Annotated in this window: 24 protein-coding genes, 1 tRNA gene and 1 pseudogene; 10 read left to right on the forward strand and 16 right to left on the reverse strand. The window is 71.5% G+C overall.

The window, feature by feature from the left end:
- Positions 1–48 precede the first annotated feature (48 nt).
- Both EKH77_RS18640 and EKH77_RS18645 read right to left on the reverse strand, forming a co-directional pair.
- Positions 49–459: a hypothetical protein gene (locus EKH77_RS18640; protein ID WP_126915471.1), complete on the reverse strand. Its 411-nt coding sequence runs from the start codon at positions 457–459 to the stop codon at positions 49–51.
- A 198-nt stretch (positions 460–657) separates the two neighbouring features.
- On the reverse strand, positions 658–1770 hold the full coding sequence (locus tag EKH77_RS18645; protein WP_126915472.1) for an ABC transporter ATP-binding protein: 1113 nt from the start codon (positions 1768–1770) through the stop codon (positions 658–660).
- Between the two features lie 162 nt (positions 1771–1932).
- Here EKH77_RS18645 and EKH77_RS18650 point away from each other — a divergent pair.
- Positions 1933–2005, forward strand: a tRNA-Thr gene (locus tag EKH77_RS18650).
- A gap of 71 nt (positions 2006–2076) precedes the next feature.
- Here the strand turns inward: EKH77_RS18650 and EKH77_RS18655 are convergent.
- On the reverse strand, positions 2077–3870 hold the full coding sequence (locus EKH77_RS18655; RefSeq protein ID WP_240667414.1) for an MMPL family transporter: 1794 nt from the start codon (positions 3868–3870) through the stop codon (positions 2077–2079).
- Positions 3756–4226: a hypothetical protein gene (locus tag EKH77_RS33825; RefSeq protein ID WP_240667415.1), complete on the reverse strand. Its 471-nt coding sequence runs from the start codon at positions 4224–4226 to the stop codon at positions 3756–3758. Before EKH77_RS33825 ends, EKH77_RS18655 begins: the two co-directional genes overlap by 115 nt.
- A gap of 250 nt (positions 4227–4476) precedes the next feature.
- On the opposite strand from EKH77_RS33825, the gene EKH77_RS18660 reads away from it, so the two are divergent.
- A complete protein-coding gene (locus EKH77_RS18660; protein WP_126915473.1) occupies positions 4477–5583 on the forward strand; it encodes an aminopeptidase P family protein in 1107 nt (368 codons plus the stop codon).
- Positions 5584–5605: 22 nt separating this feature from the next.
- Here the strand turns inward: EKH77_RS18660 and EKH77_RS18665 are convergent, their stop codons facing one another.
- The 4 genes from EKH77_RS18665 to EKH77_RS18680 all read right to left on the reverse strand — a co-directional run bounded on the left by EKH77_RS18665 (position 5606) and on the right by EKH77_RS18680 (position 10627).
- On the reverse strand, positions 5606–7180 hold the full coding sequence (locus EKH77_RS18665) for an MFS transporter (RefSeq protein ID WP_126915474.1): 1575 nt from the start codon (positions 7178–7180) through the stop codon (positions 5606–5608).
- 153 nt (positions 7181–7333) lie between these two features.
- A complete protein-coding gene (locus EKH77_RS18670) occupies positions 7334–8347 on the reverse strand; it encodes a zinc-binding dehydrogenase (protein ID WP_126915475.1) in 1014 nt (337 codons plus the stop codon).
- A gap of 93 nt (positions 8348–8440) precedes the next feature.
- Positions 8441–8935, reverse strand: a complete 495-nt coding sequence (locus EKH77_RS18675; protein ID WP_126915476.1) for a hypothetical protein — start codon at positions 8933–8935, stop codon at positions 8441–8443.
- Positions 8936–9073: 138 nt separating this feature from the next.
- Positions 9074–10627, reverse strand: a complete 1554-nt coding sequence (locus tag EKH77_RS18680; RefSeq protein ID WP_206280032.1) for a M4 family metallopeptidase — start codon at positions 10625–10627, stop codon at positions 9074–9076.
- A 294-nt stretch (positions 10628–10921) separates the two neighbouring features.
- Between EKH77_RS18680 and EKH77_RS18685 the strand changes: the two genes are divergently transcribed.
- The gene (locus EKH77_RS18685; protein WP_240667416.1) at positions 10922–11512 is read left to right on the forward strand and encodes a GNAT family N-acetyltransferase; all 591 of its coding nucleotides are present in this window, start codon (positions 10922–10924) and stop codon (positions 11510–11512) included.
- Positions 11513–11536: 24 nt separating this feature from the next.
- Here the strand turns inward: EKH77_RS18685 and EKH77_RS18690 are convergent, their stop codons facing one another.
- A complete protein-coding gene (locus tag EKH77_RS18690; RefSeq protein WP_126915478.1) occupies positions 11537–11728 on the reverse strand; it encodes an antitoxin in 192 nt (63 codons plus the stop codon).
- 150 nt (positions 11729–11878) lie between these two features.
- Between EKH77_RS18690 and EKH77_RS18695 the strand changes: the two genes are divergently transcribed.
- On the forward strand, positions 11879–12643 hold the full coding sequence (locus tag EKH77_RS18695) for a MerR family transcriptional regulator (protein ID WP_126915479.1): 765 nt from the start codon (positions 11879–11881) through the stop codon (positions 12641–12643).
- A 47-nt stretch (positions 12644–12690) separates the two neighbouring features.
- Here the strand turns inward: EKH77_RS18695 and EKH77_RS18700 are convergent, their stop codons facing one another.
- Positions 12691–13188, reverse strand: a complete 498-nt coding sequence (locus tag EKH77_RS18700) for a MarR family winged helix-turn-helix transcriptional regulator (protein ID WP_126915480.1) — start codon at positions 13186–13188, stop codon at positions 12691–12693.
- 99 nt (positions 13189–13287) lie between these two features.
- Here EKH77_RS18700 and EKH77_RS18705 point away from each other — a divergent pair, with 99 nt between their 5' ends.
- Together EKH77_RS18705 and EKH77_RS18710 are read left to right on the forward strand one after the other, a co-directional pair.
- Positions 13288–14154, forward strand: coding sequence for an EamA family transporter (locus EKH77_RS18705; protein WP_240667417.1), 867 nt, complete (start codon positions 13288–13290; stop codon positions 14152–14154).
- Positions 14155–14207: 53 nt separating this feature from the next.
- The gene (locus tag EKH77_RS18710; RefSeq protein ID WP_126918148.1) at positions 14208–14861 is read left to right on the forward strand and encodes an NAD(P)-dependent oxidoreductase; all 654 of its coding nucleotides are present in this window, start codon (positions 14208–14210) and stop codon (positions 14859–14861) included.
- A gap of 103 nt (positions 14862–14964) precedes the next feature.
- Here the strand turns inward: EKH77_RS18710 and EKH77_RS18715 are convergent, their stop codons facing one another.
- The gene (locus tag EKH77_RS18715; RefSeq protein WP_126915482.1) at positions 14965–15540 is read right to left on the reverse strand and encodes a TerD family protein; all 576 of its coding nucleotides are present in this window, start codon (positions 15538–15540) and stop codon (positions 14965–14967) included.
- Between the two features lie 170 nt (positions 15541–15710).
- Here EKH77_RS18715 and EKH77_RS18720 point away from each other — a divergent pair.
- Both EKH77_RS18720 and arfB read left to right on the forward strand, forming a co-directional pair.
- A pseudogene (locus EKH77_RS18720) lies at positions 15711–16574 on the forward strand (RNA-guided endonuclease InsQ/TnpB family protein); the annotation flags it as partial.
- A 39-nt stretch (positions 16575–16613) separates the two neighbouring features.
- The gene (arfB, locus tag EKH77_RS18725) at positions 16614–17051 is read left to right on the forward strand and encodes an alternative ribosome rescue aminoacyl-tRNA hydrolase ArfB (protein ID WP_206279881.1); all 438 of its coding nucleotides are present in this window, start codon (positions 16614–16616) and stop codon (positions 17049–17051) included.
- 16 nt (positions 17052–17067) lie between these two features.
- Here arfB and EKH77_RS18730 read toward each other — a convergent pair whose 3' ends face one another.
- Entirely contained in the window at positions 17068–17613 is a 546-nt protein-coding gene (locus EKH77_RS18730; RefSeq protein WP_276319226.1) for a flavin reductase family protein, read from the reverse strand.
- Positions 17614–18026: 413 nt separating this feature from the next.
- Here EKH77_RS18730 and cdgB point away from each other — a divergent pair, with 413 nt between their 5' ends.
- Positions 18027–19817 carry a diguanylate cyclase CdgB gene (gene cdgB, locus EKH77_RS18735; RefSeq protein ID WP_126915484.1) on the forward strand — a complete coding sequence of 597 codons (1791 nt, stop codon included), beginning with the start codon at positions 18027–18029 and terminating at the stop codon, positions 19815–19817.
- Between the two features lie 145 nt (positions 19818–19962).
- The gene (locus tag EKH77_RS18740) at positions 19963–20958 is read left to right on the forward strand and encodes a carbohydrate-binding protein (protein ID WP_126915485.1); all 996 of its coding nucleotides are present in this window, start codon (positions 19963–19965) and stop codon (positions 20956–20958) included.
- On the opposite strand, the gene EKH77_RS18745 is transcribed toward EKH77_RS18740, so the two are convergent.
- From EKH77_RS18745 to EKH77_RS18760, 4 genes are all read right to left on the reverse strand, one after another.
- The gene (locus EKH77_RS18745) at positions 20951–21775 is read right to left on the reverse strand and encodes a class II fructose-bisphosphate aldolase (protein ID WP_126915486.1); all 825 of its coding nucleotides are present in this window, start codon (positions 21773–21775) and stop codon (positions 20951–20953) included. The genes EKH77_RS18740 and EKH77_RS18745 overlap by 8 nt on opposite strands.
- Before the next feature lie 154 nt (positions 21776–21929).
- Positions 21930–22850 (reverse strand): 1-phosphofructokinase family hexose kinase, encoded by a 921-nt coding sequence (locus EKH77_RS18750; RefSeq protein WP_126915487.1) that lies wholly within the window; start codon positions 22848–22850, stop codon positions 21930–21932.
- Between the two features lie 126 nt (positions 22851–22976).
- Entirely contained in the window at positions 22977–24131 is a 1155-nt protein-coding gene (nagA, locus tag EKH77_RS18755) for an N-acetylglucosamine-6-phosphate deacetylase (protein ID WP_126915488.1), read from the reverse strand.
- Positions 24128–25087: an ROK family protein gene (locus EKH77_RS18760; protein ID WP_126915489.1), complete on the reverse strand. Its 960-nt coding sequence runs from the start codon at positions 25085–25087 to the stop codon at positions 24128–24130. Before EKH77_RS18760 ends, nagA begins: the two co-directional genes overlap by 4 nt.
- Positions 25088–25253: the final 166 nt, after the last annotated feature.

Below are 25253 nucleotides of genomic sequence, written 5' to 3' on the forward strand. Positions count from 1 at the left end.
CACGATATGCGGTGCCGCCAGGAGAGGTGCGGCCGGCGGTGGGGGCGGTCAGTGGCTCTGGACGCCGGCGGCGAAGGCCGTGTCGCAGACGGGGCGGGCGAAGGACTGGGCCTTGCGCTCGCCGTACTTCTTGCGCGCGGCCTCACCCAGCGCACGGGCGATCGCCATGCAGTGCTGAGCCAGCGAGGGGCGGCCGTTGGTCGCCTCCTGAAGGTGCGTGAGGGCGGCGCCGGGGTTCTTCTCCTGGAGCTCCAGCAGCAGCTTGTCGCGCAGCACCTCGTGCGGCGCGCGGGCCTTGGCGACGGTCGAGGCGTTGTCGGAGGACGCGGTGAGGACCTGCGACTCGGCGGTCGGCGCCGCCCAGGGAACGCGGGTCACCGCGAGAGTCCCCGAGAGCACGAGAACGACCGGGAGGACGAGAGCGAGGGTTCTGCCGATGCGGCGGGCGGCCTGGTTCATGCCGCAGATGGTAGCGAGGCGTAATGAAGCCGCTCCATTTAGTCACCCGGTCGGGGGATGTCGATGGTTATCGGAATGACGGTTGAGTTGACGTACGGAGCTCGAAATGCGTGGTGTGCCGGGGTATTTGCCGCCGGGGCGCACCCCGCGTCCGGGTCCGCGTGGACCCGAACGCGAGGCGCGCCTCCTCGGTTACGCTCAGTCGCCGATGCGCTCGCCGCTGGAGGTGGAGAACACGTGCAGTTCGCCGGTGCGCGGCACGACGTGGAGCACGGAGCCCTTCTCGGGCACGCGGCGGCCGTTGACGCGGACCACGATGTCCTTCCGCTCGCCGCCGACCTCCGCGGTGCCGTAGACGTAGCCGTCGGCGCCGAGCTCCTCGACGACGTTGACGGTCACGGCGACGCCGCCGGGCTCGTCGGTCCTGCCCTCGGGCCGCTCGACGACGTCGAAGTGCTCGGGCCGGACGCCCACGGTGACCGTGCGGTCGCCCTTGTCGGCGGCGGCCGTCAGCGCCTCGCGGGGCACGGGCACGACGTCGGAGCCGAACTTCACTCCGCCGTCGGTGATCGGCACCTCGACGAGGTTCATCGCGGGGGAGCCGATGAAGCCCGCGACGAAGAGGTTGGCCGGCCGGTCGTACATGTTGCGCGGGGAGTCGATCTGCTGGAGCAGGCCGTCCTTGAGCACCGCGACGCGGTCGCCCATGGTCATGGCCTCGACCTGGTCGTGGGTGACGTAGACGGTGGTGATGCCGAGGCGGCGCTGGAGGCTCGCGATCTGGGTCCGGGTCTGGACGCGCAGCTTGGCGTCGAGGTTGGACAGCGGCTCGTCCATGAGGAAGACCTGAGGCTCGCGGACGATGGCGCGACCCATGGCCACGCGCTGGCGCTGGCCGCCGGAGAGGGCCTTGGGCTTGCGGCCCAGGTACTCGGTGAGGTCCAGGATGCGCGCGGCGTCCTCGACCTTCTGGCGGATCTCCGCCTTCGGCACGCCCGCGATCTTCAGGGCGAAGCCCATGTTGTCGGCCACGGTCATGTGCGGGTAGAGCGCGTAGTTCTGGAACACCATGGCGATGTCCCGGTCCTTGGGCGGCAGGTGGGTGACGTCCCGGTCGCCGATGCGGATCGCGCCGCCGTTGACGTCCTCGAGCCCCGCCAGCATCCGCAGGGAGGTGGACTTGCCGCAGCCGGAGGGGCCGACGAGGACCAGGAACTCCCCGTCCTCGATGGCGATGTCGAGCTGGTCGACGGCGGGCTTGTCGGCGCCCGGGTAGATCCGGGTGGCTTTGTCGTACGTGACCGTGGCCATGGTGATGTGATCCCTTCACCGGCAGGAACGTGCCGGACGATCCGAGTAGAGGGAGTGGTCCAGTCCAATCGGGCTGGGTTTCCCGTGACGCTACCGGGGCCGGGAGCCGTTGTCAGCAGGTGGCGGGTCACGAAGTCGTTGTGGGTAGACTGCGTCTCGCATGCCGCCTTAGCTCAGCTGGTAGAGCACCGCTCTTGTAAAGCGAAGGTCGTCGGTTCGAGTCCGACAGGCGGCTCTTGTGAAGAACGCGGAAGACCGCGGGCCCCCGAGGGGGCCCGCGGTCTTCCGCGTTGTGGGGCCGGTGGGTCAGCTCCGGTGGGTCACCCGGTCGTCGACGGGCCGGGCTCCGGCCGGCGTCTCCTGGGGCGAGTCCTGGTGGCCCGGCCACCATGCCTTGTGGCCCAGCAGGGAGGTGACGGTGGGCACCAGGAGCATCGCCATCACGAAGGCGGTGAGCAGGATGCCGAAGCCGACGGCGAAGCCCATCTGCTGGAGCATGGAGTTGTCGGCGAGGACCAGCACGCCGAAGGTGCCGGCGAGGATGATCGCGGCGGAGGCGACGGTCGGGGTGGACTGGGCCACGGCCGTGCGGATGGCCTCCTTGGGCGGGACGCCGTGGCGGACCTCCTCGCGCAGCCGGGCGATCATCAGGATGTTGTAGTCGGTGCCGAGCGCGACCACGAAGAGATAGACGATCACCGGCAGCATGAAGAGCAGGCCCGGCTCGCCCTTGAGGTCCTGGAAGAGCCAGACGGTGGAGCCCAGGGTGGCGCCGAAGCCGAGGGCCACGGCGAGCATCATGTACCAGGGCGCGACCAGGCTGCGGAGCAGCAGGCCGAGGATGATCATGATGGCGAGCCCGGCGGCGGGGAAGACGACCCGGTAGTCGTGGCCCACGGCGTCCTCGATGTCGGCGAGGACGGCGGAGGTGCCGCCGACGAGGGCCTCGGTGCCGGCGGGGGCCGCCCCGTGGGCCGCCTCGCGCAGTTCGCCGCCCGCGAGGTCGATGGCCTCGTCGGCGCTGGGCGCGTACTTGAGGATCACGCTGTACTGGGCGACGGTGCCGTCGCCGTTGACGACGGCGGGCGCGGCCGTGCCGACGCCGTCGACGGCGGCGAGCTTCCCGCGGAAGGTCTCCAGCGCGGCCTGGTCGAGGCGGGTGCCGTTGGTGGAGCTGAGGTAGACCATGGCCGGGTCGGACTGGCCGGCGGAGAAGCCCCGCTGGAGGTCCTTCATGGCCTGGACGGACTCCAGCTTCTGCGGCATCTGGCTGCTGGTGTCGAACTGGGGCTTCATGCTGAACGCGCCCACGGCGAGGAGCGCGAGGACGGCGGTGGACAGCACGGCGACCACGCCGGGACGGTGGGCGACCAGCCCGCCGACGCCGTTCGCGAAGCGGTTCCGGGGCTCCTTGCGCCAGGCCTTCGACGGCCAGAACGCGGCGCGCCCGAGGAGCGAGAAGACGGCGGGGACGAGCGTGAGCGCCGCGACGAGGGTGACGCCCACGGAGATGGCCAGGGAAGGGCCCATCGCCCGCATCATGCCCAGCGTGGAGAGCAGCAGGGCGGTGAAGGCGACGATGACGGCCCCGGCGGCCGAGGCGATGGTCTCGCCGACCCGGGCCACGGCCTCGACGAGGGCCTCCTTGGGCTCCTGGCCCCGGCGCAGGTGCTCGCGGTAGCGGAAGAGCAGGAACAGGATGTAGTCGGTGCCGACGCCGAAGAGGACGACGATCAGGATCGTGGACATGGAGGAGTCGGCCTTCAGCCCGCCGATGGAGGCGGCGGTGCCGATCAGGCCCGTGGCGACGATCGAGACGACGGCGATGATCAGAAGCGGCAGGATCGCGATCAGCGGGCTGCGGAAGATGACCAGCAGCAGCACGATGATCAGCAGGAACGTCGCCGACATGACCATGGTGTCGGTGTCGGTGGACGATTCCTTCGCGTCGAGCTGGGTCGCCGCCTGCCCGGTGATGCCCATCTTCAGATGGGTGCCGCTGAGCAGCGGTTTGGCGTCCTCGCGCAGCTTCTTGACCGAGTCGGGCAGCTTCTCGTCGTTGAAGTTCTTGGTGGTGGCGTAGATGTTGGCGAGGGCCACCTCGCCGTTGGGGAGACGGCCTTGGGGTCGGAGACCACCTTGCCTATCTTCTCGTGGTGCTTGCCGTCGAGCCCGGCGGCGACCTTGATGACGTCGCGCTTGTCGGTGTCGTCCAGCTTGCCGCCGTCGGCGCGCTGGAACACCGCGATCGCGGCGGGCTGTTCGGTCTGCGGGAAGGCCTTCTGCTGGAGGTTCCCCACCCGCACCGATTCGTAGTGCGAGGGCAGGAACTCGGTCTCGTCCGTGGTGGACTTCAGAGCCGGTGCGAACATGGCGAGGGCCACGGCCGCGATGATCCAGCCGGCGATCGTGAGCCAGGGTCGGTGGACGGCGAACCGCCCGACTCGACGGAACATAACGCTCCTTCAACTACCTCTTAACAGCATGCGTGTACGTGTGCTCGTGTGTGCGGTATGGACGTGAACACGCTAGGGACTGAAGTTCCCCGTCCACAACAAAATTCCGGGGAATCAGGGGGAAATCGGCCCTGGGGTGGGGAAGTTGAGGAAGCCTCTCAACCCTGAGGAGGAGAGGGGGTGGAGACCCTCTCACCCGTGGGGTAGAGGTCACTCGGCCGACCGCCTTCGTCCGGATTACGCTGCCCCCATGAGCGATGTCGATTTCTACGCCGCGCGCATGGAGCGCGCCGTCCTGGCCGCCGTCGAGGCGGGCCTGGCCGGTCTGATCATCTCCCCGGGCCCCGATCTCGGCTGGCTCTGCGGCTACCGCGTCCCGGCCGTCACCGAGCGCCTCACGGCCCTCCTGCTCGCCCCCGGCCGCAAGCCCCTGCTCGTGGTGCCCCAGCTGGAACGGCCCGACGCCCAGCACTCACCGGGCGCGGGCGCGTTGGAGATCACCGGCTGGGTCGACGGCGAGGACCCGTACGCCACCATCGCCGGGCACCTCGACCCGCGCGGACGGTACGGCGTCTCCGACGCGACCTGGGCGCTGCACCTGCTGGCCCTCCAGCGAACGGCCCCGGAAGCGGGCTTCGGGGCGCTCACGGAGGTCCTCCCGATGCTCCGGGCGGTGAAGGACGCCCACGAGGTCGAGCTGCTCGCCGCCGCCGGGGCGGCCGCCGACGCCACGTACGAGACCATCGTGGACGTGCGCTTCGCCGGGCGCCGCGAGCGCGAGGTGGCCGCCGACCTCGCCCGGCTGCTCCGGGAACACGGCCACTCCCAGGTCGACTTCACGATCGTCGGATCGGGCCCCAACGGCGCCAACCCCCACCACGAGGCGGGCGATCGCGTCATCGAGGACGGCGACATGGTCGTCCTGGACTTCGGCGGCCTCAAGGACGGCTACGGCTCCGACACCACCCGCACGGTGCACGTGGGCGAGCCGACGGCGGAGGAGCGCACGGTCCACGACGTGGTGCGCGAGGCCCAGCAGGCCGCGTTCGAGGCGGTCCGCCCCGGCGTGGCCTGCCAGGACGTCGACCGCGTGGCCCGCCAGGTCATCCGCCGCGCCGGCTACGGCGAGTACTTCATCCACCGCACGGGACACGGCATCGGCGTCACGACGCACGAGCCGCCGTACATGGTGGAGGGCGAACACCTGCCGCTGGTGCCGGGGATGTGCTTCTCGATCGAGCCGGGGATCTACCTGCCGGGACGGTTCGGGGTGCGGATCGAGGACATCGTGGTGTGCACGGACACCGCCGGACGGAGGCTGAACAACACGGCACGCGAGCTGCGGGTGGTGCGCTGAGCGCTCCGCTGCGGGCGGTGAGTCATCCGCGGGCGCGTCGTGGCTGGTCGCGCCCGCGCGGCGGAGCCGCATCTCGACACTGCCCGCGCCCCTTCGGGGCGCTGCCGACCCGCACCGGACTTCGCCAAGCATGCTGGTTCGGCGCCCGGGCGTCGACCAGCACGCTCGCCACCAGCGCCGCCAGCAGCATGATCCCCGCACCCCACCCGATCGCCACGCTGAACCCGTGCACCACACCGGCCTTGACGGCCGACGACGCGCCCGCGTGCCCCGCCAGATACGCCGCGCTCGCCGACGTCGCGATCGTGTTCAGCAACGCCGTCCCGATCGAACCCCCCACCTGTTGCGCCGTGTTCACCGTCGCCGAGGCGACGCCCGAGTCGCGCGGCGCCACCCCGGACGTGGCGACGTTGACGACGGGCATGAAGATCAGGCCCATGCCGAGCCCCACGAGGATCATGGAGGGCAGGACGTGCGAGGGGTAGGCCGGCTCGGCGGTCAGGAACGTCAGCAGGAACAGCCCCGTCGCCGCGAGCAGGGCGCCCGGCGCCATCAGCAGCCGGGGCGGCAGCCGGGTCATCAGCCGCGCCGAGAGCTGCGTCGAGGCGAGCACGATCGCGCCGGTCATCGGCAGAAACGCCAGGCCGGTCCGCAGTGGTGAGTACCCGAGCACGACCTGCAGGTAGTAGGTCATGAACAGGAACATCCCGAACATGCCCACGACCGCCAGCGCCATCGTGATGAGCGCGCCACCCCGGTTGCGGTCGCCGATGACGCGCGGCGGCAGCAGCGGGCTGCGCGCCCGCGTCTGCCACCGGGCGAAGACCGCCAGCAGCACCACCCCGCCGCACAGCAGGCCGAGGACCAACGGGCTGGACCAGCCGTGCGGTTCGGCCTCGCTGCACGCGTAGACGACGGCCACGAGCCCGCCGCAGCCCAGCAGCACCCCGGGCAGGTCCAGGCTCGGCCGGTCGGCCGGCGGCGGCCGGTGGTCGTGCAGCAGCCACACCGCGCCGAGCACCGCGATCAGGGCGATCGGCACATTGACGTACAGGCACCAGCGCCAGTCCAGGTACTCGGTCAGCAGGCCACCGGTGATCAGCCCGATGGCCGCGCCGCCGCCCGCGATGGCGCCGTAGATCCCGAACGCCTTGCCGCGCTCGCGCAGATCCGTGAACGTCGTCGTCAGCAGCGACAGCGCCGAGGGCGCCAGCACCGCCGCGAAGACGCCCTGAAGGGCGCGGGCCGCGTAGAGCGTGCCCTGGCTGTGGGCGGCGCCGCCGAGCGCGGAGGCGGCCGCGAAGCCCACGAGCCCCAGGGTGAAGGTGCGTTTGCGCCCGATACGGTCGGCGATCCTGCCCCCGAGCAGCAGGAGCCCGCCGAAGGCGAGCGAGTAGGCGGTGATGACCCACTGGCGGTGGGCATCGGTCATCCCGAGCTCGCGCTGGGCCGAGGGGAGGGCGATGTTCACGATGGTCGCGTCGAGCACGACCATCAGCTGCGCCAGTGCGATCACCACCAGCCCCCACCAGCGGCGGGGGTCGGCGTCGGTGCCAGGGGCCTCGGAATCGGCTATGGGGGGCTCGTTCGAGCTCATGGGTACCCGCTCTCGCGTGCTCTCGCGCCGTGCGCGACGTGCGCGACGTGCAGAAGCTCGCAATCCAGCCTAGGCCCGGCGGGTGACATACGCCCCTCGACGGTGAATCGGGCGCCCGTTCGGCATATTTCGGCGTATGCAGCTGTACGCCACTCAGGGGACGAGCACGACCTTGCCGATCGTGCCGCGCGACTCCAGCGCCCGGTGGGCGGCTGCCGCCTCGGCGAGCGGGAAGCGCTGCACGGCCGGTACGACGCGCCCCGCCGCGGCGTCCGCCAGGGACAGTTCCTCCAGCCGCCGCAGCCCGGTCTCACCCCCGCCGAACCGTTCCAGCATGGCCGGGCCGAGCACGTTCCGTGAGGTGACGCCACGCTCGGCGAGCCAGGCCGGCTCGGGCTCCCACGGCCCGGCGCCGACCGTGCCCCGCGCGGACCAGCCGAAGACCAGGTGCAGCCCGCCGGGCGCCAGCAGATCGACGGCGGCCCGCGCGACCGCGCCGCCCACGCCGTCGAACACGACCGTGGCGGCGCGCCCCCACAGGGCCGTACGGGCCCGCTCGGCCCACTCCGGGTCGTCGTAGTCGAGGGCGACGTCGGCGCCCAGCGCGCCGACGTGCGCGACCTTCGCTGGCCCGCCGGCCAGCCCGACGACGGTGGCGCCCGCGTTCCTGGCGTACTGCACGAGCAGCGAGCCGATGCCGCCCGCGGCGGCCGGGACGACCACGACGTCGTCCTCGCCCAGCTCGGTGAAGCCCAGGATGCCGAGCGCGGTGCGGCCCGTGCCGATCATGGCGATGGCGTGGTCTTCGGCGAGCCCGTCCGGCAGCTCGTGGAGCCTGGCGGCGTCGACGATGGCCAGCTCCGCGTAGCCGCCGCCGGGGGCGGTGCGGCCCAGGTGGGCGACGACGCGCCGGCCGAGCCAGCGGGGGTCGGTGCCCTCGCCGAGGGCGTCGACGGTGCCCGCGACCTCCCGGCCCGGCACGGCCGGCAGCTCGGGCAGGCCGTACGGGTTGCCGGGGTCCCCGGCGCGCTGGGTGGTGTCGACGAGGTGGACGCCCGCCGCCGCCACGGCCACCCGGACCTGGCCGGGGCCGGGAACGGGGTCCTCGGCGCGCTCGTGGCGCAGGTTCTCGGCGGGGCCGAAGGCGTGCAGACGAATGGCGTGCATGGCGCTCTCCTCGAAGATCGTCACGGGGACGGTCCCGAGTCTTCAACCTCAACCAGGATTGAGGTCAAGCGCGGAGGCCGTCCACATCCGAGTTCACACCCGGGGGAAGCGGCTCTGCAGGTCCCAGATGGCGGGGTTGTCGCCGAGTCCGTCATGCATGTCCACCAGATCCGCGATCAGATCGTGAAGGAAATCGCGGGCTTCGCGGCGCAGCGCCTTGTGGTCGAAGGTCAGCGGCGGGTCGTCCGGCGCCCAGTCGGCCGTGACCTCCACCCAGCCGAAGCGGCGCTCGAAGACCAGGCAGTCGGTGGACTCGGTGAAGTCCAGCTCGGCGAACTGCGTCTGCGCCGAGCGGCTGCCCCGGGGGTCGCGGTCGACCTTCTCGACGATGTCGCAGAGCGCCCAGGCGAAGTCGAGCACCGGCACCCATCCCCAGGCTGTGGACAGCTCCCGGTCCTCCTTGACGTCGGCCAGATAGACGTCGCCGCAGAACAGGTCGTGCCGCAGCGCGTGCACGTCGGCGGTGCGGTAGTCCGTCTGCGGGGGGTCCGGGAAACGGCGGGAGAGGGAGTAGCCGAGGTCGATCACGCTTCATGGTACGTACGGAAGGCAGGGGCGTATGGAGGGCGGGTCCGTACGACGGGTGCGCCCCCGCCGCCACGGGGGCGACGGGGGCGCTGGGGGGTGTACCCGTCGGGGCGCACCGGTGGGGTGCGCCCGCGGGGGTTACTTCACGTTGATCGCGGTCCAGGTGGCGGCGACCGTCTTGTACTCGTTGCTGGTGGCGCCGTAGAGGTCCGCGGTGGCCTTGAGGGTGGCGGTGCGGGCGGCCTTGTAGTTGGTGGTGGAGGTGAAGTACGTGGTCAGGGCCTTGTACCAGATCTTGGTGGCCTTGTCCCGGCCGATGCCCGTGATCTTGGAGTTGTCGTAGGTGGGGCTGTTGTAGCTCACGCCACCGACGACCTTGCTGCCGCTGCCCTCGGACAGCAGGTAGTAGAAGTGGTTGGCGGGGCCGGAGGAGTAGTGGACGTCGACGCTGCCCAGGGAGGACGACCAGTAGTCCTTGGAGCGGCCGTCCTTGCTCGGCTTGTCCATGTAGCGCAGCGGGCTGCCGTCGCCGCGGATGTCGATCTTCTCGCCGATGAGGTAGTCGCCCGGGTCGGCGGCGTTGTTGGCGTAGAACTCGGCGGCGGTGCCGAAGATGTCCGAGGTGGCCTCGTTGAGGCCGCCGGACTCACCGCTGTAGCGGAGGTTGGCGGTGGCGGCGGTGACGCCGTGGCTCATCTCGTGGGCGGCCACGTCGAGCGAGGTCAGCGGGTGGGCGTCGTTCTCACCGTCGCCGTAGGTCATGCAGAAGCACTCGTCGTCCCAGAAGGCGTTGACGTAGCCGTTGCCGTAGTGGACGCGGGAGTAGGCGGCCTTGCCGTCGCCCTTGATGCCGGTGCGGCCGAGCACGTTCTTGTAGAAGTCCCAGGTGACGGCCGCGCCGTAGTGGGCGTCGACACCGGCCTTCTGGCGGCCCGCGCCCCAGACGTCGCTGGAGTTGGTGAAGAGCGCGCCGGTGCCGTCGGTGCCCTGGTTGAGGTCGTACGTCTTGTGGCCGCCGCGCGAGCCGTCCTCGAGCGTGTAGCCCGAACCCGACTTGGTGGTGTTCAGCGAAACGTTTCCGCTGTAGGTGCTGGTCCCGGTGCCGGTCTCGATGGCCTCGTCCTGGAACAGCTTCTCACCGGTGTTCGCGTCGGTGATCACGTGGAGCTTGCTGGGCGTGCCGTCCTTCTGGACGCCGGTGACCACGGTCTCGTACGCCAGGACCGGCTTGCCCTGCGCGGCCCAGATGACCTTGCGCGGCGCGCGGTCGGCGTCGGCCTTCGCGGTCTTCTCCCCGGCGGCGACGCTCAGCGCGCTCTTCTTGGCGGCGGCGGGCGCGAGGGAGGGCGTGGTGCTGGGCACGGCTATCTTGGCGTCGGTCGCCTTGGTGACGTCGCGGGCGCCGTTCTTCTTCTGGTGCACGACGAGGTCGCCGCCGAGCACCGGCAGACCCTCGTAGGTGCGCTCGTAGCGCGTGTGCGTCGTGCCGTCGGCGTCCTTCACGACGTCACGGACGATCAGCTTCTCCTTGTCCGCGTCCAGACCGATCTTCGCGGCGGTCGAGGCGGCCCCACCCTGCGCGTCCTGGACGGCGGCGGCCCGCTGCCCGGCGGAGAGTGCCAACTGCTGGCCGCCCGCGACCTTTTCGGCCGACGCGTTCGCCGAGCCCGACTGCACGCCGATGACCACCATGGCGGCGGAGGCGACAAGTGCGGCGGCGCGCAGGGAGTTCTTACGGGGGGTGGCGGTGTTGCTTCTCAACTCGATCTCCTAAGAGGGGGGTTACGGGCAGCCTGGTCAAGGGCCGCGCCGTTGCGTCAGGAGTGGTGCAGGAGCGAATTGAGGAGAGCGTGCCATCGATGGCCGGAGATTGACAGGGGCGCAACAAGGATTTGATCTGTTGGTAAACGCTGAGCGGTGGATTGAATCCGCTATGCGGTGAGTTGGGGGGTGGGGAAGGTGTGTTCAACTGATGAGGGAGGGCAGTTGAACGAAGCGAAAGGACTGGCGGGAATGGATATCGGAATGTACGCGGAGGACTACCTTCCGGAGCAATTCCGCGTACAGGCGCAGGCGTTGCGCGAAGAGGCATGGCCCGGCCTGGGAGGAATCCCGCACGATCCCGCGTTGAATCCGCTGACGATACTGCTGGTAACCCCGGGGGGAGAAGTCGCGGCGGTGCTCGATGTCCTGCGTAAGGACATCGAGCACGAAGGCGTCCGTTACCGGGCGGCCGGCCTGAGTTCGGTCGTCACCGCCGAGGCGCACCAGGGCAAAGGACACGGGCGGCAGCTCGTGGCTGCCGCCCGCGAAATGATCGCGAAAAGCGGTGCGGACCTTGGAATCTTCACCTGCGACCGCCCCTTGCGGGGCTTCTACGAAGGGGCCGGCTGGCGCGTACTGGAGGGCGCCGTGCTCGTCGGGGGCACCCCGGAGGCTCCCTTCCCCAGCGACCGCCCGGGCTTCGACAAGGTCACGCTGGCGGACTTCTTCACCGAGCGGGGGCGGCGCGGTGCCGCCTCGTTCCGGGACGCCCGGATCGGGCTCTACCCGGGGGAGATCGACAGGTTGTGGTGAGGCCTGTGCCGAGAGGGGGCGAGGCTAGGGCTGGTCGTCCGGCCTGCGCTCCTGGGTGCCGAGCTGCTCGTTGAGCTTCTGCTGCGCCGTGTCGACCTGGCTCTGGTACTTGTTCCCCGTCCTCGCGTCGAACGCGTCGCCGGCCTTCTCGACGCCTTGCCGGGCGGTGTCCTCGTGCCCCTTGAGCAGGCCCTTGAGCTTGTCGAGCATGGACATGGTCGTCCTCCTTACGGAACGCCTGACGCCTTCAGGATCCCCGCGTTCCGCCCGCGCCGCATCCCGGGCTTGCGGTTGCCGTTACGTCAACTCCTACGGTCTTCCCCAGGGCCGGAACGACCGGCCCGGTGATGTGGGAAGGCTGGACGGATGGCCTGGTCGATCGCGGATGTGGCCCGGATGTCCGGGGTGACATCCCGGACGCTGCGGCATTACGGCGAGATCGGGCTGCTGCCGCCCGCGTGGACGGGGAGCAGCGGGCACCGCTACTACGAGGAGGCCGATCTGCTGCGGTTGCAGCAGATCCTCCTGATGCGGGAGCTGGGGCTGGGGCTGCGCGAGATCCAGGCGGTCCTGGACAGCCAGGTCGACCGGCTGGCCGCGCTCCGCGAGCACTACGAGCGGCTGCTGGACGAGCGCGACCGGCTGGAGACGCTCGTCCGCACCGTCGGCCGCACCATCACCGAACTGGAGGAAGGGGAGGACAACGGCATGACGAAGATCAACCGGCCGGAGAACCTGTTCGAGGGCTTCGGCCCCGCCGACGCCGAGACCGACGCGGAGGTGCGGGAGCGGTGGCCGCGCGAGTGGGAGCAGTCCCGGCAGGCCGTCGAGGCGATGACCGCCGAGGACACGGAGCGGTGGCAGCGGGAGGTGACGGCGCAGATGATCCGCATGGCGGAGTTCATGGTGGCCGGCGTCCCGGTCGCCGACCCGGCGGTACAGGCCGAGGTGGACGCCCACTACCGGGGCGTGTGCGACTTCTGGACCCCGAACGCCTGCGCGTACAAGGGGGTGGGGCAGACGTACGTCGACGACCCGCAGTTCCGCGCGAACTTCGACAGGATCGCCGATGGTCTGGCCGCCTACCAGCGTGACGCGATGGTCGTCTACGCGGACGCCCGGCTGAGCTGAGTCGCCGGCTCGCTCGTCGGCGGGACTCGCTCGTCGCAGGGGCGGGATCAGCCCGTCCTGTCGCCCAGCGACTCCAGCAGGGTGCGCAGTGATCCCGCCAGCGCCTCCCGTTCGCCCGGGCTCAGGGCCGCCAGGACGCGTTCCTCCGTGGCGATGTGGTCCGGGAGGACGCGGTCGATGAGGGCGCGGCCCTCGTCCGTGAGGGAGACGACGACGCTGCGGCCGTCGTGGTCGCTGCGGGTGCGGATGACGAGGCCGCGGGCCTCCAGGCGGTCGAGGCGCTGGGTGATGGCGCCGGAGGTGACCATCGATGAGCGCATCAGCCCGGCCGGGGTGAGGCGGTACGGGGGGCCGTTGCGGCGGAGGGTGGCGAGGACGTCGAAGGAGGCGCCGTCCAGGTCGTGCGCGGCGAAGGTGCGCCGGAGCTCGGTGCTGATCAGCTGGTGCACCCGGTTCAGCCGGCCGATCACGGCCATGGGGGAGGCGTCCAGGTCGGGCCGTTCCTGCGCCCACTGTTCGAGTACTCGGTCGACGTGATCTGCCACGGCCTCAGCTTAGCAATGTCTTAGTGGTGAGGTAGATCACTCACCGATAGCTTAGCGATGAGTTATATTGGCTTAGTGCTAAGCAATCGGATCGGGATCGTGTTCCTCACCGCGCTGGCGCCCGCCATCTGGGGCACCACCTACGTCGTCACCACGGAGTTCCTGCCGCCCGGCAGGCCCCTGCTGGCGGCGGTCGTGCGGGCGCTGCCCGCGGGCCTCGCCCTGGTGGTGGTGACCCGGCGGCTGCCGAAGGGCGACTGGTGGTGGCGGGCGCTGGTGCTGGGCGCGCTCAACATCGGCGCGTTCTTCGCGCTGCTGTTCGTCGCCGCGTACCGGCTGCCCGGCGGTGTCGCCGCCACCATCGGGGCCGTCCAGCCCCTGCTGGCCGCCGGGCTCTCCACCGGACTGCTGGGGGAGCGGCTCTCCGTCCGCACGGTGGTCGCCGGCGCGGTGGGCGTGGCCGGCGTCAGCATGCTCGTCCTGCGGGCCGACGCGCGGCTCGACGGGATCGGGGTGGCGGCCGCGGTCGGCGGCGCGGTGGTGATGGCCACCGGCGTCGTGCTCAGCAAGCGCTGGGCCTCGTCCGCGCCGCCGCTCGCGGCGACGGGCTGGCAGCTCGTCGCCGGAGGCCTGCTGCTGGTCCCGATCGCGCTCCTCGTGGAAGGCGCGCCGCCCACGTCGCTCACCGCGGCGAACCTCGCCGGGTACGGCTATCTGGCCGTCATCGGCTCCGCGTTCGCCTACGTGCTGTGGTTCCGGGGCATCCGGGCGCTGCCCGCCACGGACGTCACCTTCCTCGGGTTGCTGAGCCCCGTCGTCGCCACGGTGGTCGGCTGGCTCGCGCTCGGTCAGTCCCTCACCGTCGCGCAGGGGCTGGGCGGGCTGGTCGTCCTGGCCGCCCTGGTCGTGGCACAGACGCAGCCCAAGAAGCGGCTCGCGTCCGGTCAACTCGCACACAAGAGCTGAGAGTCAAGGAAGAAGAGGAAGAGGACGTCATGAGTGAAGAGATGCGTAAGCCCCTGAGAGTCACCGTGTTCGGCGCCGCCGGGAACGTGGGGCGCCGGGTCGTCGCCGAGGCGCTGGCCCGGGGGCACCACGTCACCGCCGTCGTCCGTGACCTGGCCCGGGGCCGGGCGGCGGGACTGCCCGAGGCAGCGGAAATACGCGTCGGCGACGCGGGGGTCGTCGAGGAGGTCGCTGCCTTGAGCGCCGGGCAGGACGTGGTCGTCGGCGCCACCCGCCCCGCGCCCGGGCAGGAGGGCCAACTCGTCCCCATGGCGGAGGCCCTGCTGGCCGGGGTCGCGGACGCCGACGCCCGGCTGCTGCTCGTCGGCGGCGCGGGGGGTCTCTCCGTGCCGGGCACGGACGGCCGTGTCCTCGTCGTCGACGACCCGGCGTACGTCCCCGAGGCGTGGCGGCCCATCGCGGTGGCCTGCGTCGAGCAGCTGGCCGCCTGCCGTGCCGCCGGCGCGGCCGTGGACTGGACGTACCTGAGCCCGCCGGCGCAGCTGGAGCCGGGCGAGCGGACGGGCGCGTACCGGCTGGGCCGCGACGAACTGCTCGTCGACGCCGAGGGCGCGTCGGCCGTCTCCATGGAGGATCTGGCCGTGGCCCTGCTGGACGAGGCCGAGCGGCCCGCGCACCGGCGGGCCCGGTTCACCGTGGCGTACTGACGCGACGACAAACAGCAAGGGTGCGCGGAGGGCCACCTCGTCCCGGTGGGGGAGGACGAGGCGGCCCTCTGTCGACTCGTCGGACGCCGACTCGTCAGGCGTCTCAGACGTTGACGCCGAAGTCCTGGGCGATGCCGACGAGGCCCGACGCGTAGCCCTGGCCGACCGCGCGGAACTTCCACTCGGCGCCGTTGCGGTAGAGCTCGCCGAAGACCATGGCCGTCTCGGTGGCCGCGTCCTCGCTGAGGTCGTAGCGGGCGATCTCTGCGCCGCCGGCCTGGTTGACGATGCGGATGTAGGCGTTGCGGACCTGGCCGAAGTTCTGCGAGCGGGCCGCGGCGTCGTAGATGGAGACCGGGAAGACGATCTTCGTGATGTCGGCCGGGAGGGCCGCCAGGTTCACGTTGATCTGCTCGTCGTCGCCCTCGCCCTGGCCGGTGGTGTTGTCGCCGGTGTGGACGATGGACTGGTCCGGCGTCGACTTGTTGTTGAAGAAGACGAAGTGGGCGTCGGAGTAGACCCGGCCGCCCGCGTTCACGGCGATGGCGCTGGCGTCGAGGTCGAAGTCCGTGCCGGTGGTGGTGCGGACGTCCCAGCCGAGGCCGACCGTGACGGCCGTCAGGCCCGGGGCCTCCTTGGTGAGGGAGACGTTGCCGCCCTTGGACAGGCTTACAGCCATGGGATGAGTCCCTTTCTGCTTCTACGTCGACTCGCGGCGCGCTCCAGGCCGCCGTCACATCCCTGATAACGCCATGTGGGGGACGGGGGTTCCATTCCGCGTTTACCTGTTTCTTGTGACGTGGAATGCCGCCGTAGCCGGTTCAGGGTGCGGAGCGCCCCGTACCGGCCACGTGCGGCCCGGCTCAACTCTGCAAGATGCTGACCGAGGCCCGTGCCCGTACGCCGTGGTTGCGTGAGGGCTCGTCGGTTCCCCAGCAGCAGGTCATCCGCGACTTCGGCCGCTCCCGCGCCAAGGCGCAGAAGGACATCGCGGAGCGCGTGCCCGTGGCGCGCCGGGCAGGGATGCCGAAGTGGAAGACCAAGCGCGAGGCACTGCCGACCCTCAACTACACCCGGTGCGGGTTCCGGCTGAAGGGCGGCAGGCTGCATCTGGCCGGGGGCATTGTCGTCACGGTGGTGTGGTCGCGGGAACTGCCGGCCAAGCCGTCCTCGGTGCGCGTGTACCAGGACGGCCTGGGGCACTGGTACTGCTCGTTCGTCGTCCCCGCGCAAGTCCGGCCTTTGCCGGAGACCGGCCGCGTACTCGGCGTCGACTGGGGCGTGAAGGAGACCGCGACCACCACGTCCGACCCGCACGACTTGCCGCATGCCGAGCATGGCAGGAAGGCTCGGGTGAAGTTGAGCCGGTACGACCGGATGATGGCTCGCCGCAAGCCGAAGAATGGGCAGCCCGGATCGAGGGGCTACCGTGCGGCGAGGAAACTGCGGGCGAAGGCGTACAAGAAGGTCGCGAGGCAGCGTGAGGACACCGGCCGTAAGTGGGCCAGGAAGGTTGTCCGCGATCACGACGTCATCGCCGTCGAGGACTTCCGCCCGAGGTTCCTGGCCAAGAGCACCATGGCCCGCAAGGCCGCTGACGCCGCCATCGGCGCCACAAAGCAGGCCCTGATCGAGCAGGCCCGTAAGCACGGCAGGATCGTGCACCTGGTGCACCCCGCGCCGCCGCGCCTCCGTGCCCGCTGCGGATATCGCGGATAAACGAGGTGACGTGTCCGCGTCCGCCGGGGGAACATGGGACGCATGTCCGGTCCCTACGTCATCCGCGGCTCCGTCTCCCTCCCCGAGGCCGAGCTCCTGTGGCGCTTCTCGCGTTCCTCCGGGCCGGGCGGGCAGCACGTCAACACGAGCGACAGCCAGGTCGAGCTGCGCTTCGACCTCGCGGCGACGAAAGCGCTGCCCGAGGTGTGGAAGGAGCGCGCGCTGGAGCGGCTCGCGGGCCGGCTCGTCGGCGGCGTCGTGACGGTACGGGCCTCGGAGCACCGCTCGCAGTGGCGGAACCGCGAGGCGGCGGCCGTGCGGCTGGCGGCGCTGCTGGCCGAGGCGAGCGCGCCGCCGCCGAAGCCGCGGCGGCCCACGAAGATCCCGCGCGGCATCAATGAGCGGCGGCTGCGGGAGAAGAAGCAGCGCGCCGACACCAAACGGGGACGTACCGGCCGCGATTGGCACTGACCGAAGCCGGCCGGCGCTAGTCCAGGTGGCGGTAGCGTCCCCGGAAGTACGCCAGCGGGCCGGTGTCCGTGCCGGGCGTGTCCGCCCGTAGCACCCGGCCGATGACGAGCGTGTGGTCCCCGGCCACCACGCGCTGCTCGGTGCGGCACTCGAGGACGGCCAGGGTGTCCTTGATCAGGGGCGCGCCGCTGACCGTGCCGCGCTCGTGGGGGACGTCCGCGAAGAGGAGCCGGTCGCTGATGCGGCCCTTCATGGCGAAGCGGCCCGCGATGTGGCGCTGGCCCTCGGCGAGCAGGGAGACCGCCCAGGCGGGCTGCCGCTCCAGCAGGTCGTCCATGCGGGAGCCGTTGCGGACGCTCACCATCACCAGGGGCGGGTCCAGGGAGACGGAGACGAAGGCGGTGGCCGTCATGCCGACGTCCTCGCCGCGGGGGCCGTCCTCCGGGTCGTGCGCGGTCACCAGCACGACGCCGGCGGCCAGCCGGGTCAGGGCGGCGCGGAATTCGTCGGCGGTCACACCCTCGGGGTGGCCCTCGCGATGGGTGTCTGGCTCGGCGGTCACTCCCTCAGGATGGGCTATGCCGGTCTCGGTGGGCGAAGTCGTCTGCAACACGCCTCGAACGCTAGCCGTCCCGGGGGATGAGACGCATCGGGCTGCGGGACCAGTCGGGGTTCCGGTCGGGTCCTAGGTCCTGAGAGCCTGTGCGCGTACGTCCGCGTGGGAATCGGTCCGGAAGAGATCTGATCATGTCCGTTCGTGTCTTTTCCGGGCCCTCGAATTTGCGTTCATTAAGCATAAGAGCGCGATCGAACGCCAGGGGTGCGACTTCAACGCCGCTTGTGACATGAGTCACAGAGGGCGCTAATTGTTGACCCTGTGTACCGGGTGGTCAGCTCGCTGTGATTCAGTGGCCGGGTAATCGGACGAACAAGAAGCCTGGAGTTTGCTGTCGAGGTCTCGGGGGAGAGCGAGCTATGGAGACCGAGTCGGAGCCGTACGTCCGCCTGGCCACCTTGAAACAGGTCCATCGGGCGATCGCGGACCTGAACACCGCGCGCAGCCTCGCGGACACCTTGCAGACCGTCGCCGACGGTGTCGTGTCCGGGCTCGGCTACGAGCTCTCCGCCGTCAACCTCGTCCGCCCGGACGGTGATCTCGTCGTCGCCGCCGTGGCCGGGAGCGCCAGCGCGGAGGCCCTGATGGCGGGGCGCGTCGGCTCCCGCGTGTCCTGGGAGCGGCGGCTGGCGATGGGGGACGAGTGGGGTGATCTGCGCTTCATCCCGTACACCGAGGGCTGGGTCCTCGACGACGACGACGTCCCCCAGTGGCACACTGCCGGCCCCGCCCCGCGCTTCGCCGACGAGTGGCACCCGATGGACCGGCTCTTCGCCCCGATGTACACCACGGGCCCTTCCGGCGGCGAGCTGCTCGGCGTCATCTCTGTGGACAAACCGCGCAACGGCCGTAGACCCGGCGCATGGGGCCGCGAAGCTCTTCAGATGTATGCGTCGCAAGCGGCGATTGCGATCAGCAACGCTCGTCTACGCGCAAATATGCAGCGCGCTCTGGTCCGACTCGAACGGGAACAGCAGGCGCTGCGCGCCAGCGAGGAGAGCTTCCGGCAGGCGTTCGAATACGCGCCGAGCGGGATGGCCATCGCCGAGATGGGCGGCGACCAGCACGGCCGGCTCCACCGCACCAACGACGCGCTGTGCCGGCTGCTCGGCCGCTCCGCCTCCCAGATGCGGCGCTACTCCTTCGCGGATCTCGTCCACCCCGAGGACATAGGCACCCTGCTCCGCACCTCCGCCGAGGGCGGCCGTGCCGAGCTGCGGCTGGCGCGGCGGGACGGCACGTTCGTCTGGGTGTCGCTGCGCAACTCGGTCGTGGCCGACGCCGCCGACGGCCCGCGCTTCCTGCTCACCCACGTGGAGGACATCGAGGAGCGCAAGCGGCACGAGCTCCAGCTCGCCCACCGCGCCAGCCACGACTCCCTGACGGGCCTGCCCAACAGCGCCGAGCTCCGCGCCCGCCTCAGCAGCCGGCTCTGCGGCCGCCCGCCCGGCAGCGAGACCCACGGGGCGGCGGCCGTCGGCCCGTACGGGGCGCTCGACGGCTTCGCGGAGGTCGCGAGCGTCGAGAGCACGGCGTACGTGCCCGAGCCGCTGTCGGCGGGTGCACTCCCCTCCACAGGGGCCCACGGCCACGGCTTCGGCTCCGACACCGGCCCCGACTACGCGCCGGACTTCCCGCCCGAGGACTTCGGCGGCGGCCCGGGGATCTCCGTCGGCTACGGCCACGGGCACGGCCACGCCTACGACCACCACGAGCACGCGATCGCCCCGGACGAGGACACCGACGACGGCACCAAGGGCCTGGCCGTCCTCTTCTGCGACCTCGACGGCTTCAAGTCGATCAACGACCGGTTCGGCCACCACACGGGTGACGCGGTGCTGATAGAGGTCGCCCGGCGGCTGAGCAACGGCGTGCGGGAGGGCGACACCGTCGCCCGGCTCGGCGGCGACGAGTTCGTCGTCCTCGCCGACGGGCTGGCCCTGGCGGACGCCGAAGATCTTGCTGTCCGGCTACGAAATGCCATCATTCCGCCCATAAGGGTCGACGGTCGGGCCGTCCGGGTGGGGGCGAGTTTCGGAATCGGCTGGGCGGGCTGCGGCATGAGCGCGGACGAGGTGCTGCACTCCGCTGACCAGCGGATGTACAGGGAGAAGCGGGCACGGGCGAAGGCGGGGCGACGCGCCGGATGAGTGCCGGTTTGCCCGGCCCCCCGAGCCCGGGTGCCCGGCGTGAAACCACCCACTCGGGGTACGCTTCGCCGATGCGGCACCGCCGCCGAGCGTGGTGCGTGGGAGCCGACGGGCACACCATGTGGGATATGGGGAGTGACAGGGGATGACGGCCGGTAACAACGGCGCGGGCAGCGGTTCGGGAGCGTCCGGAGCGCCGGAGAACGACGACCCGTTCGGCTACCTGTACCGCTCGGAGGGCGGATCGGGCGAGGGCGGCCAGCAGCAGCCCGCCGCCTATCAGCCGGGCGTTCCCCGCACGTCCTACAACCAGGTACGCCCGGTGGGCTCCCGCACGTACGGCGGCACGCAGGGCGTCGGCTCGAACCTCGGCGGCCAGGCGGCCCAGCGGCCGGGCGGACCGAACCCGCACTATGCGGCGCCGGAGACGCTGGGCGCGCCCACGCAGGGCCAGGCGGCCGTGCGGGGCGGACAGGGCGGCCACGGCGGTCACGGTGCGGGAGGCCCCGCGCGGCCGAAGCGGCGGGGGCTGCTCATAGCCGCGATAGCGGTCGTCCTCGTGGTCGCGGGCGGCATCGGCGTGGCGATGCTGACGAACAGCTCGTCGGACGACAAGCAGACGTCTGCCGGTGGCGAGGAGAAGCCGGGCGGCGACGAGGCGGCCAAGGGCGGCGACGCGAAGAAGCAGAAGGACAAGGACAAGACCGACCAGCCGAAGAATCCTTCGGTCAACGGCCAGCAGAAGCGTGACGCGTCGAACCTTCGGCTCAGCGGCGGTGCCACCACGGAGAAGACCGTGAAGGGTGCCAATGCTGATGGAGGCATCTACATCACGGGGATGAACCAGCCGGGTGCGACCGTCGAATGGACCGTGGATGTCGAGAAGGCCGGGGACTACCGGCTGAATCTGCGCTACGGCGTCCCCGGCAAGGACGCCAGCCTCACCACGTGGGCCAATGGCAACAAGACCTTCAGCCCGATCAAGATGAAGAACTACGGCGCCAAGCCGGGTGACTGGGAGAACGGCTGGTTCACCAGCTGGGTCCAGGTGTCGCTCAACAAGGGCACCAACACCCTCAAGTTCTCCTGCGAGCCGGGCGACTCGTGCGAGTCCCACCTCGACCAGGTCTGGCTCAGCTAACGATCCGCAGGAACCCCGCCACCGCCCCCGTCATCGCCTCGCGAGCGGGGGCGAGGTATTTGCGGGGGTCGACCGTGGAGGGGTGGGTGTCCAGGAAGGCGCGGACGGCGGTGGTGTAGGCCGTGTTGAGGGCCGTTCCGACGTTGATTTTCTTCATGCCGGACGCGATGGCGCGGCGGATTTCCGCGTCCGGGACGCCTGAGGAGCCGTGGAGGACCAGGGGGACCGGGACCGTGGCGGCGAGGGTTTTGATGAGGGGGTGGTCGAGGGTGGCCGTGCGTTCGGTCATGGCGTGGGTGCTGCCGACGGCCACGGCCAGGGCGTCCACGCCCGTGTCGGCCACGTAGGCGGCCGCCTCGGCCGGGTCGGTGCGGACGCCCGGGGTGTGGGCGTCGCCCGCCTTGCCGCCGACGCGGCCCAGCTCCGCCTCCAGCCAGATGCCGCGTTCGTGGGCCCAGCGCACCGCGGCGGCCGTGGCCTTGACGTTCTCGCCGTACGGGAGTTTCGACGCGTCGAACATGACCGAGTCGAAGTCGTGGGCGGCGGAGGCCCTCAGGAGGTCCATGCTCTCCACGTGGTCCAAGTGGAGGGCGAGGCGCGCCGTCGACGCGCGGGCCACCGCCGCCGTCGCGGCGGCGATGGGGGCCAGGTTGCCGCCGTGGAACCTCACGGCGTTCTCCGAGATCTGGAGGATGGCGGGGGCGCCGGCCGCCTCCGCGCCGAGGGCGATGGCTTCGGCGTGCTCGAGGGTGATGACGTTGAAGGCGGCTACGGCTCCGCCTGCGGTCATCAGGTCGTGGGTGCGGGTCAGTGGCATGGGCTGCTCAACCCCTCCGTGGGTAACGGGCGCTTCGGCACCGCCGGGTCGCGCCGTGTGGGCCGGTCGCCGCTGCGGCGGGTGAGAGGCCCCTGTCCCGCCCTTTCACCGTTTCCTGGGGCTGCGCCCCAGCCCCCGGGGAGCCGGCGTTCGCTCAAAGCTCCTCGACCCGTACCGCCGTCCTCAGTTCCTCGTACGCCCCCGCGTCGAACTCGCCCGCGCCCGGGGCGCGGACCGTTGCCGCCGACAGGGACACCGCGCGTATGAGGCGGTCCGGCCAGGGCAGGCCCTCCGTCAGGGCCGAGAGGAGGCCCGCGACGGCCGAGTCGCCCGCGCCCGTGGGATTGCCCCGCAGGGGGGCAGGTGGGGTGGCGCGCCAGGTGCCGTCGGGGGTGATGGCCAGCATGCCGTCGGGGCCCAGGGACGCCGCGACGGCGTGGGCGCCGCGGCGGCGGGCGTCCAGGGCCGCGGGCAGGGGGTCCGTGGAGCCCGTCAGGGCGGCCAGTTCGGCGGCGTTGGGCTTGACGACGTCCGGTCGGGCGGCGATGCCGCGCCGCAGCGGTTCGCCGCTGGTGTCGAGGAGGACGGGCACGTGCCGGGCGCGGGCCTGGCGGATCAGGTGGGCGTAGGCGCCGACGGGGACACCCGGCGGCAGGCTGCCGCACAGGGCGACGGCGTCGGCGTCGCGCAGGAGCTGGCCGTAACGGTCGTCGAAGGCGGCCCATTCGGCCGGAGTGACGTCCGGGCCCGCCTCGTTGAGCTGCGTCGCGTCGCCGGTCGCGTCGTCCACGACGGCCACCGTGCGGCGCGTGGCGCCGGTGATGGGCACCAGCGCGTCGGTCAGCGGACCCGTCGACTCCGCGAGGAGCCGGCGCAGGGTGTCGCCCGTGGCGCCGCCCGCGAAGCCGGTGACCACCGTCTCGTGGCCCAGCGCGGCCAGCACCCGCGCGACGTTCACGCCCTTGCCGCCCGGCCGTTCGGCCGAGTGCCGGACGCGGTGCGAGGTGTGCGGGAGCAACCGGGGGACGCGGTAGGTCAGATCGAGCGCGGCGTTGAGCGTGACCGTGAGGATCATCGGCGCCTCTCTCCTCGACCGGGGCGACAGCGGGCGGCAGTGGTGGTTGCGCCAGCGATCATGCCAAAGCGAGGGCGGCAGGCCCAGACCTACGGACCCGCCGCCCTCGACGAAGTGGGAGAAGAATTACCGCACTTCGGGCTTAACCAGCCATTCACCCTTGCGCATCACGCCGACGAGACCGAACGCCTCGTCCAGGACGACCAGGTCCGCGTCCTTGCCCGGCTCGATCGTGCCGATCCGGTCCGACAGGCCCAGCAGCCGCGCCGGGGTCGTCGAAAGGGCCCGTACCGCGTCCTCGACCGGCAGCCGGTCGATCGTCACCGCGCGCTTGAACGCGGTGTCGAGGGTGAGCGTGGAGCCCGCGATCGAGCCCGCCGTCGGGCCGTCCGCGATCCGCGCGACGCCGTCCTTGACCTCGACGCGCATCGGGCCCAGCGGGTACATCCCGTCGCTCATGCCCGCCGCGCCCATCGCGTCCGTGATGAACGCGACCCGGTCCGCGCCGGCCTGGTGGAAGGCCAGCTGGAGGGCGGCCGGGTGGAGGTGGGTGCCGTCGTTGATCAGCTCGACCGTGACCCGCTCGTCCTCCAGCAGCGCCGCGATCGGGCCGGGCGCGCGGTGCAGCAGCGACGGCATCGCGTTGAACAGGTGCGTCGCGACCGTCGCACCCGCCTCGATCGCCTCCAGCGTGGCCTCGTACGTCGAGTCCGTGTGGCCCACGGCGGCGATCACGCCGTGCTCGGCGAGCAGCCGGACGGACTCCAGGCCGCCCGGCAGCTCCGGCGCCAGCGTCATCATCCGGGCCGCGCCGCGCGCCGCGTCGACGAGCTTGCGGACGTCCGCCGGGTCCGGGTCGCGCAGGAGCTCCGGCTGGTGGGCGCCGCAGCGGTGCGCGGAGATGAACGGGCCCTCGAAGTGGATGCCCGCCAGGTCGCCCTGCTCGGTCAGCTCGGCCAGGGTCGCCGCCTGCCGGGCGAGGTCGTCCAGGTCGCCCGTGACCGTCGACGCGACGATCGTGGTGGTGCCGTGCGCGCGGTGGGTACGGATCGCGGTGAGCGCCTCCTCGGCCGAACCGGCGGAGAAGGACGCTCCGCCGCCGCCGTGGACGTGGATGTCCACGAAGCCGGGGACGATCCAGTGGCCGGTGAGGTCCAGCTCCTTCGCCTCGCGCGGCGCGTCCTCCGCGATGCGGTCGCCCTCGATCGTTACGCGGCCCCCCTCCGCGACGCCGGTCGGCAGCACCACGCGGGCGCCGGTGAGAACCGTTCGTTCGGTCATCGGGCGGATACCTCCATGGAGTCCGTTGCGAGAAGAAGATCCCAGGCGAGCAGGCCCGCGCCCAGGCAGCCGGCGGTGTCCCCGAGAGCCGCCGGGACGATCCGGGGGAGCTTCTGGAAGGTGACGCGCTCGGCGACCGCCGCGCGCAGGGGGGTGAAGAGGGTTTCCCCCGCCTCGGCCAGGCCACCGCCGATGATCAACAGGCGCGGGTCGAGCAGGGTCAGGGCCGTCACGAGACCGTCGGCGAGGGCGTCCACGGCGTGCTGCCACACCTTCAGGGCGCGCGGATCGCCGGACGTCACCGCCTCGGCGCAGTCGGCGGCGTCGGCGTCCGGGTCGCCGCTCGCCGCCGCCCAGGCGCGGCTGACCGCCGACGCCGAGGCGATCGTCTCCAGGCAGCCGCGGCCGCCGCAGCCGCAGTCGAGCGCGTCGGCGTCGGCGCCTCGGCGCACGGCGATGTGGCCGATCTCGCCCGCGTAGCCGTGGGCGCCCGCCTCGATCCGGCCGTCGACGCCTATCGCCCCGGCGATGCCGGTGCCCAGCGGTACGAAGAGGAACCGGTCGGTGTCCCGGCCCGCGCCGACGCGGCCCTCGGCGAGGCCGCCCGTGCGGACGTCGTGGCCGAGGGCCACGGGCGTGCCGCCCAGGTGCTCGCTGAGCCGGTCGCGCAGCGGGAGGTCGCGCCAGCCGAGGTTCGCGGCGTAGACGGCCGTGCCGCTGTCCGTGTCCACGATGCCGGGTACGGCGATGCCGGCCGCGGCGGCCGGCTCGCCGTACGTACGGCGGCCGTGCTCGCGCAGGTCGGCGGCGAGGGCGAGGATGCCGGCCACGACGGCCTCCGGGCCCTTGGCGCGCTCGGTCGGCCTGCGGGTTTCGTACAGCAGGGTGTGGTCCGGGGCGATCAGTGCGGCCTTTATCGCGGTGCCGCCTACGTCCAGGGCGATGACGTGTTTCACGTCTGTAGTCTCGCCCTTACGGGCAGGAAAGGTCTAGTCCACTCGCCGTGGGGCCCCGCCTCCCTTGCGGTGTGTCGTGGGTCGGGGGCGGGGTGGGGCGGACGGGCCCTTACGGGGCTGAGCTCTTCGCGGTGCCTGCCATCACGTGATGGGTGCCCCGTGCTCG

This window comes from Streptomyces luteoverticillatus, assembly GCF_003970715.1.
Taxonomy (GTDB): Bacteria; Actinomycetota; Actinomycetes; order Streptomycetales; family Streptomycetaceae; genus Streptomyces; species Streptomyces abikoensis.